At 61.7% G+C, this 13013-nt stretch carries 9 protein-coding genes; 3 read left to right on the top strand and 6 right to left on the bottom strand.

Annotated features, from left to right (window positions below; genetic code table 11):
- Nucleotides 1–22 precede the first annotated feature (22 nt).
- From dprA to gltX, 5 genes are read right to left on the bottom strand one after another with little or no spacing between them, the layout of a single operon-like run.
- Complete coding sequence (gene dprA / locus AD949_RS08830) at nucleotides 23–1366, bottom strand: DNA-processing protein DprA (protein ID WP_048835190.1); 1344 nt, start codon at nucleotides 1364–1366, stop codon at nucleotides 23–25.
- Nucleotides 1363–2004, bottom strand: a complete 642-nt coding sequence (plsY, locus tag AD949_RS08825) for a glycerol-3-phosphate 1-O-acyltransferase PlsY (protein ID WP_082064632.1) — start codon at nucleotides 2002–2004, stop codon at nucleotides 1363–1365. Before plsY ends, dprA begins: the two co-directional genes overlap by 4 nt.
- On the bottom strand, nucleotides 2004–3293 hold the full coding sequence (locus AD949_RS08820; protein WP_048835192.1) for a dihydroorotase: 1290 nt from the start codon (nucleotides 3291–3293) through the stop codon (nucleotides 2004–2006). The genes plsY and AD949_RS08820 overlap by 1 nt, the downstream gene beginning before the upstream one ends.
- Entirely contained in the window at nucleotides 3290–4231 is a 942-nt protein-coding gene (locus tag AD949_RS08815; protein WP_048835193.1) for an aspartate carbamoyltransferase catalytic subunit, read from the bottom strand. The genes AD949_RS08820 and AD949_RS08815 overlap by 4 nt, the downstream gene beginning before the upstream one ends.
- A complete protein-coding gene (gltX, locus tag AD949_RS08810; protein WP_048835194.1) occupies nucleotides 4224–5630 on the bottom strand; it encodes a glutamate--tRNA ligase in 1407 nt (468 codons plus the stop codon). The genes AD949_RS08815 and gltX overlap by 8 nt, the downstream gene beginning before the upstream one ends.
- 38 nt (nucleotides 5631–5668) lie before the next feature.
- Here gltX and AD949_RS08805 point away from each other — a divergent pair, with 38 nt between their 5' ends.
- Nucleotides 5669–7966 (top strand): ComEC/Rec2 family competence protein, encoded by a 2298-nt coding sequence (locus AD949_RS08805; protein WP_048835195.1) that lies wholly within the window; start codon nucleotides 5669–5671, stop codon nucleotides 7964–7966.
- Nucleotides 7967–8208: 242 nt separating this feature from the next.
- Here AD949_RS08805 and AD949_RS08800 read toward each other — a convergent pair whose 3' ends face one another.
- Complete coding sequence (locus AD949_RS08800) at nucleotides 8209–8547, bottom strand: carboxymuconolactone decarboxylase family protein (protein WP_048835196.1); 339 nt, start codon at nucleotides 8545–8547, stop codon at nucleotides 8209–8211.
- Between the two features lie 124 nt (nucleotides 8548–8671).
- Here AD949_RS08800 and zapE point away from each other — a divergent pair, with 124 nt between their 5' ends.
- Both zapE and AD949_RS08790 read left to right on the top strand, forming a co-directional pair.
- Nucleotides 8672–9868, top strand: a complete 1197-nt coding sequence (zapE, locus tag AD949_RS08795; protein WP_048835197.1) for a cell division protein ZapE — start codon at nucleotides 8672–8674, stop codon at nucleotides 9866–9868.
- A 220-nt stretch (nucleotides 9869–10088) separates the two neighbouring features.
- On the top strand, nucleotides 10089–12983 hold the full coding sequence (locus AD949_RS08790; protein ID WP_048835198.1) for a 2-oxoglutarate dehydrogenase E1 component: 2895 nt from the start codon (nucleotides 10089–10091) through the stop codon (nucleotides 12981–12983).
- The last annotated feature ends 30 nt before the right edge of the window (nucleotides 12984–13013 follow it).

Raw genomic sequence — 13013 nt, 5'->3', positions numbered from 1 at the left:
TGCCGGAAGCAGCACCTTAAGATCAGCCATGTTTGCCATGACTGGCGACACGAACAACACGCCCACCGGGGAGTGAGTCCAGACAGCCAGACAGCTCAAGTTCCGTGAGCGCGGTCAAGACGGCGGAAGCTGAGAACTGGCAGCGCCTAACCAGATCGTCAACCGCTATGGGCGTAAAGGAGAGCAGATCAAGCACTTTTTCCCGCACGGTCTCACTGGATTCTAGGGGCGGAATCGGTGCTTTTCTTATGACTGAGGAAGGGGCGGGGCTGGTATGAGATGCGGGGGTGGGAACGGGCGCTGGCGGCAGAAAAGCGCCATTTTCTGGCTCTCTATTGTTTTCGGTAGACGGGAGATTGGGCGTGCCCCCTCTGTCTAGCCGCTCTGCCGTTTCAGGCACCTCTGGCAAAGGCAAGGAAAAAGAGTGTTGCGGTGCAGGAAGACCACCTGAAACGCTCTGTCGTGTGGGTTCAACTGACACTGGCGGCGTAAACTGGTGCCGTTTCTGCTGCTCTGGGAAAAGTGGTGGAAGGTGCGGAAGGATGTCGGCGACACTTTCCGTCAGCACTGCGCCGTTGCGCAGCAGGTCATTGCTCCCCCGGCAGCGCGGGTCCAGCGGAGAGCCGGGCACAGCGAAGAGTTCCCGCCCGTACTCCCCGACAAGGCGCGCCGTAATCAGGGTGCCGGATTTGGGGGCGGCTTCCACCACCACGCAGCCAAGCGTGAGCCCGGCTATCAGCCGGTTGCGGCGCGGAAAATGGCGGTTGAGCGGGGCTGTGCCCAAGGGCGCTTCCGTCACGACCGCGCCTTTCTCGGCAATTTCGGCTTGCAGGTGGGTGTTTTGCGGCGGGTAGGGCTTGTCCAGTCCACCCGCAATGGCGGCTACGGTCAGGCCGTGCCGGTGGAGCGCGCCTTTATGGGCCGCACTATCAATTCCTCGTGCCAGACCGGAAACAACGGATAGGCCTGCTTCAACCAGTTCTGTCGCCAGACTTTCCGCCAGTCGCAGGCCCGAGGAGGACGCATTGCGCGCGCCAATCAGCCCGATGCCGGGTGTGCTCAAGGCCGCAACATCCCCCAGCACGCTGAGAACCGGCGGGGCATCGGGGATTTCTTTCAGTAGAAACGGGTAGTCCGCATCCAGCAGCGTGAGAATACGGCCGCCCATGTTCAGGGTGGCCTCAATTTCCCGCAGGATACTGTCTTGCGAGGGGATGATGACGGGCACCCGTCCGCGCTGTGGCAGGCGGGGCAGGGCCTTAAGAGCGGCCTCGGCTGAGTGATACTGGCTAACCAGCCGCCGCCATGTACGTGGCCCCACAGACTCGGTGCGGGCCAGACGCAGGCAGGCGACAAGCGAGGTCATTTTTGTTTGGGTGGAACCCGTGGCTCAGTACCGTTCAGAATACGGCCAATGTTTGCGCTGTGCCGCATGAGCACCAACAGGCTGATAAGCAGCACGGCCATGGGCTTGCCGGAGGTCTGGAAACTGAAGCCATACAGGGCAAGCGTGACAAACGGCATGACGATAAAGGCCGCCAGCGCGCCAGCGGAGGAAATGCGCGTGAGTTTTGCCACACCCAGCCATGTGGCGCAGCCGATCAGCCCGGTTATGGGGGAGAGCGCCAGCAGAGCGCCCAACCCGGTCGCGACACCTTTGCCGCCCTTGAAGCCGAGAAAAATCGGGTAGCAATGGCCCACTACAACGGCCAGCGCGGTGACAGCCAGAATCCGGTCGGAAAAGTCTGGTGGCGTCATGATCCACGCAATCGCCACGGCCAGCGCGCCCTTGGCGGCGTCTAACCCAAGCGTGGCGGCGGCAAGATCTTTCCGGCCCGTGCGCAGCACATTGGTGGCCCCGATATTGCCGGAGCCGATTTTGCGCAGATCACCAAGGCCAGCGGCATTGGTCAGAATCAGCCCAAACGGCACACTGCCCAGCACATATCCCATGAACGCCATGGCCGCGAGCAGCCACAGCGCGTAGGAGGGGAGAGCGGTCATCATGCTGAGGCTCCGTAAACCCGCCGTCCGGCCTTCCATGTGCCTAGTACGCGGCCTTCCAGCGGACGGCCATCAAACGGTGTATTCTGCGCACGGCCCGGCAGCTTGCCTGCTTCCACCAGCCAGCTCTGGTCCGGCGCAAACAGGCAGAGGTCCGCCGCAGCCCCAGTTGCCAGCGTGCCGCAGGGAACATCCAGCAGCGCGGAGGGTTTGTGAGTAAGCAGGGCAAGTGCTTGTGGCAGCGTGAGCGTGCCGTCATGCACCCGCGCCAGTGTGACCCCTAGCAGCGTGACCATGCCGGTGCCGCCAGTGGCGGCCTGTGCGAAGGGCAGGCGTTTATCGTCTGCGTCACGCGGTAGGTGGTCAGAGGCAATGGCGTCAATCGTGCCGTCGGCCAGAGCAGCGCAGATGGCCAGACGGTCGGCTTCCGCCCTGAGCGGCGGGGAGAATTTGGCGTAGGTGCGGAAGTCACCAATCGCGTTTTCGTTCAGGTCAAAATAATGCGGGGCGGTGTCACACGTCACCTGTACCCCACGCGCTTTGGCCTGACGGATAAGGTCAACGCCTTCCCCCGTGGAGACATGCCCGAAATGCAGGCGTCCCCCGGTGAGTTCGGCCAGACGAATATCCCGTGCGATCATAATGGCTTCCGCCACGGGCGGAACGCCGGGCAGCCCCATGCGGGTCGCCAGTTCCCCCGCCGTGGCGCAGCCGGAACCGGCCAGAGAGGGTTCTTCGGGGTGCTGCACAACCAGCGCCCCGAAGCCTCCGGCATAGGACAGGGCCAGACGCATCAGACGGGCGGGGTCAATGGCGCGCGCGCCATCGGTAAAGGCCACGGCGCCCGCTTCATGCAGCAGGCCGATTTCCGCCAGTTCCTGCCCCTTGCAGCCTTTGGTCAGCGCGCCATAGGGCAGGATGGTAATGGCCCCGGTTTCTTCCCCGCGGCTGCGGAGCAGGCGGACCAGAGCGGGGTTATCAATGGCGGGTTCACAGGTGGGCAGCACCGCGATGGTGGTAATGCCCCCGGCGGAGGCGGCGCGAGCGGCCGACGCAATCGTTTCACGATATTCGTGTCCCGGCTCGCCAATTTCCACGCGCATATCAACAAGGCCGGGACACAGCACAGCGCCCTGACCGTCAATAACTTCAGCACCTTCCGGCACGCTGTCCGCACCAGCCTTGTCTGTCCCGGCAATGGCGCCATCGCGCACCAGCAGACGGCCCGGCTGATCCAGCCCGGAGGCCGGGTCTATCAGGCGGACATTATCAAAAAGAAGAGTGCTCATGCGGAATGTCTGCCTCGGGTCAGCCGGTCCAGCACAGCCATGCGAACAGCAACGCCCATTTCAACCTGTTCCTGAATCACGCTCTGGTCAGAATCGGCAACCAGACTGTCAATTTCCACGCCGCGGTTCATGGGGCCGGGGTGCATGACGAGCGCGTCCTTGTTCGCCAGAGCGAGCCGCCGCTGGTCCAGCCCATAAAAGCGGAAATATTCCCGCGCACTGGGGATCTGCCCGGAGGACATGCGCTCACGTTGCAGGCGCAGCATCATCACCACATCCGCACCGCGTAGTCCTTCCTCCATGGTGTGAAAGACCTCAACACCGAGGCTTTTAAAGCCGTTCGGCACGAGGGTCGGTGGACCGACCACACGGACCTTACAACCCATGGTGGTAAGAAGATGAATGTCAGACCGCGCTACGCGAGAATGGGCGACATCCCCGCAGATGGCGACCGTCAGCCCGGCAAATCGGCCGCAATGGCGGCGGATGGTCAGGGCGTCCAGCAAAGCCTGTGTGGGGTGCTCATGCGTGCCATCACCCGCATTGACCACGCAGGCTTCCACCTTCTGCGCCAGCAGGGCGGGCGCGCCGGACTGGGAATGGCGCACCACCAGCAGGTCGGCCTGCATGGCGTTAAGAGTTGCCGCCGTATCCAGCAGGGTTTCCCCCTTGTTTACGGAGGATTGCGCGACGGACATGTTGATCACATCCGCGCCCAGACGCTTGCCTGCCAGTTCAAAGGAGGTCCGGGTCCGGGTGCTGTCCTCAAAAAAGAGGTTGATCAGCGTCCGGCCACGCAGCACGTCCCGTGGCACCTTGCGGGAACGGTTGAGCAGGGCATAGCTTTCGGCCAGATCAAGCAGCGGCTCGATCTGGTCTGGCGTCATGCCTTGCAGACCGAGCAGATGCCGGGAGTGTCGGCCTGAAAAGCTAGCCATGCAGAACAGCTCCAATGCGGGCGAGAGTTTCATCCTTCCCCAGAGCGGCCAGCGTGGCGTCAATGCCCGGAGAGGTGTTGGAGCCTGTCACCGCGGCGCGCAGCGGCTGGGCGACCTGCCCGAGCTTGTGCTCACCGGCTTCCGCAAAGCGGCGCAGGGCGGCATCAACATTTTCCGGCGTGAAATCGCTTACCGCAGCCAGTTCACGTGCCAGACCGTCCAGAATGGTGCGGGCTTCCGGTGTCAGGATTTTTTCGGCCTTGGCGTTGAAGTCCAGCGGCACATGGCGGCCAAGGAAGGCAGCGCTTTCCGTCAGTTCCACCAGTGTGCGGGCACGCTCCTTCAGGCCGGGCATCAAAGCCAGAACGCGGGCGCGGACGGTGTCATCCGTGCTGACACCCTCAACAGCCTTCAGGCGGTCCATCACGTCATCTGTCAGGCGGTCATCATCCGCCTGACGCATCCAGACAGCGTTGATGTGCAGCAGCTTGGCGTAATCCATGCGGGAGGGGGAGCGGCCTACGCCGTCCAGATCGAACAGGTTGATCTGTTCTTCACGGGACAGGATTTCCGCATCGCCATGGCCCCAGCCCAGACGCAGCAGATAATTGCACAGAGCTTCCGGCAGATAGCCTTCATCCCGGAATTCCACTACGGACTGCGCGCCGTGACGTTTGGACAGTTTGGCACCATCCGGCCCGTGGATAAGCGGCAGATGCGCAAAGCGCGGCAGATCCCAGCCCATGGCGCGGTAGATCATGGCCTGACGGAAGGTGTTGGTCAGATGGTCATCACCGCGAATGACGTGGGTGATATCCATGTCATGGTCATCCACCACCACGGCGAGTTGGTAGACAGGGGTGCCGTCGGAGCGGAGGATAATCATGTCATCCAGTTCCGCGTTGGCCACGCGGACTTCGCCCTGCACCAGATCGTCAAGAACCGTCTCACCTTCACGCGGGGCTTTGATGCGGACAGCATAAGGGGCACCGGCCGGGGCTTCCGAGGGGTCACGGTCACGCCACATCCCGTTGTAGCGGGGCGGTTTACCGTTTGCCATTGCGTCTTCACGCATTTGCTTGAGTTCTTCCGGCGTGCAGTAGCACTTGTAGGCCAGACCTTTTTCCAGCAGCTCTAGTGCGACTTCCGTATGGCGCGGCTGCCGGGTGGACTGGAAAACGGGCTTTTCATCAGCCGTAATGCCCATCCAGGCCAGTCCGTCGAAAATAACATCGACAGCCTGTTGGGTGGATCGCTCACGGTCGGTATCCTCAATACGCAGGAGGAATTCGCCGCCGTGATGACGGGCAAAAAGAAAGTTGAACAGGGCCGCGCGGGCGTTGCCGATATGCAGCAGGCCGGTCGGACTCGGGGCAAAGCGTGTGCGGATCGTCGTCATGGGGCGCATCCTTATCACGCACACACGCGGGGAGCCATATGTCGTTCCTGACGGCTGCTCTTCTTGCCGAGCAACGTCGGCTGGTGCTGTGGGTGCCGGTCGGCATGGCGCTTGGGGTGGCGGCCTATTTTCTTCTGTCGCAGGAACCGGGCTTTGTGGGCGGTGTGGTTCTGCCGCTGGTTGGACTGGTGCTGGGGGCTGCTCTTCTGATTGCGGGCTGGCTGTCCCTCTGGGGGCGGCTGGTGGGTGGTTGCTGTGTGGCGGTGGCGTTGGGGTTTGTCTCCGCATGGAGTGCGGCGCACCGCCAGCCGCCCATGCCGGAACTGCCGCGCCGTGCGGTGATGGTGTCTGGCACGGTGCAGTCCGTGACGGTTCTGCCGCCTCGCGCGGAGGGCACGGTTGGCGCGCTGCGCATGGTGTTGGCTGGGGCCAGATTCGCAACCCCGCTGGATCACGATATGCAGCCTTTGCGCCGCACCTTGAGCATCACACTTCAGCCCGACGAGTCCGCCCACTTGATGCCGGGTGAGGCTGTGCAGGTGCGCGCCTTGCTCCGGCCACCGCCGTTTCCGGCTTTGCCGGGTGGGCGGGATTTTCAGCGGGATGCATGGTTTTCCGGCCCCGCGGGCTCTGGTCGGGCGCTGGGGAGGGTGGAGCCTTTGGTGTGTCCACAGGCGCAGTACCCTGCTCTCAATTCTAATAATGAAGCCCGTGCTGTTCTGGGTGGAGACGGTGTGCGCACGGATGGCGTAGCGCCCGCCGCCTCGAATGCCGAAGATCTGGCATGTGCAATCTCGCGTCCATACTGGTCTTTTTTAGCACTGGAGCCGCTGCGGGAGCGGATTGATAGGCGTATCCGGACGGTGCTGCCGGGGCCTACCGGAGCCGTGGCGTCTACCGTGCTGACCGGCGAGGGGGCTGCTGTGCCTCGTGCGGTGCGTGAGGAGTTCGCGGCGTCTGGTCTGGCGCATCTGCTGGCGGTGGCCGGGTTGCATCTGGGTATTGTGCTGGGTGTGTTGATGGCCGTGTCCCGTATTGGCCTCTCCGCATGGATGTGGGCGGCGTTGCGTTGGCCCTGCAAGGAAATTGCGGCTTTGCTGGCTCTGCTGGGCGGCGTTGCCTATGTGGCGCTGACGGGGCTGCATCTGCCCGCCCTGCGTAGCCTGATGATGGCGGCGGTTGTTGTGCTGGGGCTGGTGGCGGGGCGACGTGCCGTGTCCATGCGCGGACTGGCGCTTGCGGCGATAGTCTTGCTGCTGCTCATGCCGCAGGCGGTTGTGAGTGTGGCGTTCCAGATGTCTTTTGCTGCGGTTATGGCGTTAATTGCAGGGTATGAGGTGGCGCGCCCGCATCTCGCCCGGTTCCGGGAGGAAGGTCGAGGGTTTCGTCGCTGGCTGGCGCTGCATCTGGCGACACTGATGTTTACCAGCCTGCTGGCGGGGCTGGCGACACTCCCCGTCGTGATGGCGCATTTTGGGGAGGTGCAGCCCTTTTTTATTCTCGCCAATCTGGTCGCGGTGCCGCTCATGGCGCTCTGGATTATGCCGCTTGGCCTGCTGGCTCTGGTGCTGATGCCCCTGCATCTGGATGCCGTGCCGCTGCATCTTATGGGGTGGGGGATTCAGGTCGTTGTGGCTCTTGCCCACAGCATCGCGCACTGGCCTGCCGCGCGCGTCATGGTGCCGCAGATGCCGGGATGGGGGCTGGCAGCGGTGCTGCTGGGGCTGTGCTGGCTGTGTCTGTGGCGGCCCGTGTGGCGGCTGGCCGGGGTGTTGCCTGTGCTGGTGGGCGTCATATCACCATTTCTGGTTCCGCAGCCCGACCTGCTTATCAGCCCGGATGGTGGGCTTATGGCGGTGCGGGATGGGCGCGTTCTGCTGGTGGGTGGGCAGTCGCGCGATGCGTTTCTGGTGCTGGCGGCGTGGCAGCAGGCGTTGGCGTTGCCTCCGCATCCGTTCCCGGTAGAGGGGGACGATACACCGGACGGGGGGCTGGCGTGCGGGCAGGACGGCGAGCCCGGCGTGTGCCTGCTGAGTCTGAACGGGCGCTCCGTGCTGCTTCGGGTGCGGGACAAATCGGATGGTGAAGCTACGTTACCCGACTCGCTATGTGCGGGCATGGATCTAGTGATCAGCGCGGCTCCCCTGCGGCAGTCCTGCCCAAGCGCACGCAGACTTGATCGGTTCACGGTATGGCGGGAGGGCGCGCAGATGATCTTCCTGCGCGCGGACGGTATCAGGGTAATTTCAGACCGCATGAGCCGTGGTACGCGCCCGTGGGTGATGAAGCCCGGCGGTCACGGTCAACCGAATCTGCCTCTGGCCCCGGCAGAATAAGGACCATGGAAAAATAGGGGTGGTTAAGTGGCTGTTTCAGGAAGTCGTGGTGAGGTCTCCCTGAATATTTCTGGCTGAGTATTGTTGTGGCGGAACAGGCGACTTTCCCGCCCCGATAGCGCGGTATCGGGGCGGGAAAACATTGTTTTCAGGTGCAAAAGTGCAGCCAGACCGCCCGCCAGACTGATAGAGCGGCCTTATACTTTAGAACGGCTTTTTGTGCGCCCCCTGAAGCCTGCTGATCAGGTCGGCTGGTTTTCAAACGCATCCAGAACGCGGCTGGAATAGACCAGAGCGGCCCCGGCATTCAGGGCCACGGCCACGCCGAGGGCTTCTGCGATTTCTTCCTTTGTCGCACCGGCTTTTTTAGCCGCGACGGTATGGACGGCAATGCAGCCATCACACCGGGTGGTGACAGCGACGGCCAGAGAGATCAGTTCCCGCGTCTTGGCGTCCAGATGTTTCTGGCCTTCCGGGACGGTTTCAAGGGTCTGCAAACCCTTCAGCGTATTAGGGGAAAGCTGGGCTAAAACCTTTACGTTGGCACCCATATGCGTGCGGTAGGCGTTCCAGTCCATGATCGTGCTCCTGCTTGGAAAAGTCCTGCTAAGAGTGCCGCCTGAAGGATGGAGTCTGTCACGACACAGTTACGAGAGCGTCTGGCTCTTGCCGAGGAGCATATCTCCCCGCTATCGGCCTATAGTTATGACATATATCAATAAGGACGAGACCTCGTCTTTTACCGGGCGGGGACCTCTGGCTGTTTATCGGGAGCGTACTGCTTCTGGTGAGCTGAATAGTGACCCGGATCAGGCCCGTGTGGTGGAGCGGCTGGACCAGCTCTGGCGGGAGCTGGCAACCATGCCGCCCCCGGCCGCCCCGGCAAAAGGCGGGCTGCTGGCGGGGCTGGCGCGCAGGCTCAAGCCGCAGCCAGTGCAGGCGCGTCCGCGCGGGCTTTATATTGTGGGGCGGGTGGGCCGTGGCAAAACCATGGTGATGGACCTGTTCTTCAGTTGCGCGCCTGTGCAGTTGAAGGAGCGCATCCATTTCCTGCGCTTCATGCAGGAGGTGCACCAGAAGCTGCATGCGCTCAAAGCCGCCAACCCCGGCATGACTGACCCTATCCCGCCACTGGCAAACGCTATTGCGGCGCGTGCCCGCCTGCTGTGTTTTGATGAATTTCAGGTCAATGACATTGCCGACGCCATGATTCTGGGGCGGCTGTTTGAAGCTCTGTTTGCGCAGGGCGTTGTGATTGTCGCGACATCCAACACCGAGCCGGGTGAACTGTTCCAGAACCGCCCCGGTGCGGATGCCTTCAAACCCTTTATTGCCATCATCCGGCGGGAACTGGATACGGTGGAGCTGGACTCCCCGCGGGATTACCGGCGCGGGCGTGAGCAAGACCGGGAGACATGGCTGACCCCCGCGGATGTGCAGGCTCGTGCCCGACTGGACGGTATTTTCACACGTTATGCCGGGGGCGAGAAAGCGGCTCCAGTCACGCTGGAGTTTAGTGGGCGAACGTTTGAGGTGGATCAGGCAGCGGGTTCCGTCGCACGGTTTGATTTCAATTCTTTGTGTGGCACCCCGCGTGGCCCGAATGATTATCTCGCACTGGCCAGACGCTTTCCGGTGCTGATTATCGACGGAATTCCTTGCATGGGGCAGGATGAAGCCAATCTCGCCCGGCGGTTTATCACCCTTGTGGATGCGCTGTACGACAACGGAAATCTGCTTTTTGCCTCAGCGGAAGCGGCTCCTGACCAACTTTTTACCACGGGTGAAGGATCGGATGCGTTTGCCCGTACGGCCTCACGCCTCGCTGAGATGGGAAGTCAGAGCTGGCTGGAGCGCGGGGCGGCGGCGGCACAGGCCGCGCATCGCCTCTCCACACCGTGACAGCGGGCTCTCTTGTCCCGGCTTCGGGCGCGGTCTAGCAAAATCATCAGAGCGGTTGAGGGCAGCCCCGCCTTCAACCTCACCAAATTCAGACTATGCGGGCAGGGCACTTCGCGCCACAGCGCGGGGTGATGGGAACAATGAACCGGCTTACGTTCGGGACTAACACAACCGCTGGCTGCCAGAACGGGCTTGCCCGGCAGCAGGGAGGACTCTGATCATGGCAGCTTCAGACGTACTAACGACCGCGCTCAACGGAGCGAATATCGCGTATCTGGCGGACCTGTATGCCCGCTGGGCGCAGGACCCAAAAAGCGTTGATCCCTCATTTGATACGCTCTTTGGCTCTCTGGAAGATGATGAAGCCGCTGTGCTGAAAGACGCCGTAGGGGCCTCATGGGCGCCGCGTGCCTCCATTATCACGGGGGAAGAGCCGGTCGCTCCGGCCAAAGGGGCGGCAGGGAGTGCTGCTGGTGGGCTGGCGGCAACGGACAGTCTGGCTATTGCCCGGCTGATCCGCGCTTTCCGCGTCTATGGGCATCAGGAAGCCCAACTGGACCCGCTGGGCCTGCGCGTGCCGCACGCCACGCCGGAACTGGACCCGGCGACCTACGGCTTCGGGCCGAAGGATCTCGGCCGTGAGGTCTTTATCGGCACTCTGATCGCGCCGCTGCTCAAGGGCCGGACCACGGCCAAAGTGAGTGAGGTGGTAGAGGCGCTGCGTGCGGTCTATTGCGACACAATCGGTGCGGAATACCTATATGCCCGCAATGCCGAGCAGCGTGAGTGGCTCCGCACCCGGCTTGAGGGCGACCAGTGGCGCACGACGGTGACGGTGGATGAGCAGAAAGCCATCCTGAAAAACCTGACGGAAGCCGAAGGTTTTGAATCCTTCTGCCAGAAACGGTATGTCGGCGCGAAGCGCTTTGGTCTGGAAGGCGGGGAAATTTCCATCCCCTCCCTGCATGCTATTATTGATCAGGCCGCCGCACAGGGCGTGCGCTCCGTCACCATCGGTATGGCGCATCGTGGACGCCTGAACACGCTGGTGAACGTCGTGCGTAAACCCTACGTGGCGATTTTCAATGAATTCGCCGGTGGGTCTTTCAAACCGGACGATGTGGCTGGCTCTGGGGATGTGAAATATCATCTCGGTTCCTCCACGGATGTGGAAGTTGGCGGGAAGTCTGTCCATATCGCCCTGCAACCCAACCCGTCTCATCTGGAAGCGGTGGACCCTGTGGTGTGCGGCAAGGTGCGCGCTATTCAGGATGATAGCGGGGATACGGAAACCCGTAGCAGCCATATGGGCATTGTCATCCATGGGGATGCCGCGTTCGCCGGGCAGGGCGTGGTGTATGAAACACTCTCCATGTCCCAGCTTCCCGGCTACCGCACGGGCGGCACTATCCATATGGTGGTGAACAATCAGGTCGGGTTCACGACTGATCCGAAAAACGGCCATTCCGGCGTTTACGGCACAGACGTTGCGAAAGCGATTGAAGCCCCAGTCCTGCATGTGAACGGTGATGACGCCGAGGCCGTGATTTACGTCTCTCGCCTTGCACAGGATTACCGGCAGGCTTTTGCCAGTGATATCGTGCTGGATATCGTCTGCTACCGTCGCCATGGGCACAATGAAACGGACGAACCCGCTTTCACGCAGCCGGTGATGTATAAAGCCATTGCGGACCATGAAACCCCGCATACGCTTTACGCAAAACGGCTTGTACAGGCTGGCGTTGTGACGGAAGATGACGTCAAAAGCCAGTGGGATGCCTTCTTCCAGAAGCTGGATGAAGACTACAAGGCCGCACAATCCTATAAGGTGAACAAGGCGGACTGGCTTGAAGGTGGCTGGGCAGGACTGATTGCCCCCACAACCGGCAAGGTGGAATCCGCCTACCCGGAAACGGGTGTGGCGCTTGAAACGCTCCAGAAAATCGGGTCCGCCATCACGAAGGTGCCGGGTGATTTTGACCTGAATTCAAAAATCGCACGCCAGCTTAAAGCAAAAGCCGGAATGTTTTCATCTGGTGAAGGGTTTGACTGGGCCACAGGCGAGGCAATGGGCTTTGGCTCTCTGCTGCTGGAAAACCATCGTGTGCGTCTGTCTGGGGAAGACTGCCAGCGCGGCACGTTCAGCCAGCGTCACGCCACACTGATTGACCAGACCAACCAGACCCCCTTCACACCGCTGAACCATATTGATGGTGATCAGGCTAAAATCGAAATCTGGAACTCCTTCCTTTCGGAATATGGCGTTCTGGGCTTTGAGTATGGCTACTCCCTGCGCAACCCCAAAACGCTGGTGCTGTGGGAAGCGCAGTTTGGTGACTTCGCCAACTGTGCGCAGGTGATTATCGACCAGTTCATTGCCTCGGGTGAAACCAAGTGGCTGCGGATGTCTGGTCTGGTCATGCTGCTGCCGCATGGGTACGAAGGGCAGGGGCCGGAACATTCTTCCGCGCGTCTTGAGCGGTATCTCCAGCTTTGCGCTGAAGACAATATGTTTGTGTGCAACATCACAACGCCTGCCAACTACTTCCATGCGCTGCGCCGCCAGTTGAAGCTGGAGTACCGCAAGCCGCTGATTGTGATGGAGCCGAAATCCCTGCTGCGCCACAAGCTGGCTATTTCCGCTCTGTCCGACTTCGGGCCGGGAACACGCTTCCAGCCGGTGCTGGCGGATGTGAATGACCCGCAGGAAGATGGCATGGTGGCGGATGCCAGCATCAAGCGCGTCGTGATCTGCTCCGGTAAGGTCTATTACGATCTGCTGGCCGCGCGTCGTGAAAACAAGCTGAAGGATGTCGCCATCCTGCGTCTGGAACAACTCTACCCCTTCCCGGAAGCGGCTCTCGCTGTCGAGCTGAAGCGTTATCCTGAAGCAGAGATCATCTGGTGTCAGGAAGAGACGGAAAACGGCGGGGCATGGCATTTTGTCGATCGTCGGATTGAAAATGCCCTGCAGGCGGCGCAGCATAAAGCGGGTCGCCCGCGTTATGTGGGCCGTGCAGCCGCTGCCAGCCCGGCAACAGGTCTGGCGCGCATTCATGCGGCAGAACAGGCGAACCTTGTGGAAAGGGCCTTGGGTTTGAAGAAAACGGACTGAAAACAGACCATCTGAAAAGACCGCCTGCCC

Origin of the sequence: Acetobacter orleanensis (assembly GCF_001581005.1) — a bacterium.
Taxonomy (GTDB): Bacteria; Pseudomonadota; Alphaproteobacteria; order Acetobacterales; family Acetobacteraceae; genus Acetobacter; species Acetobacter orleanensis.
This window is presented reverse-complemented; position numbering and strand designations above follow the sequence as displayed.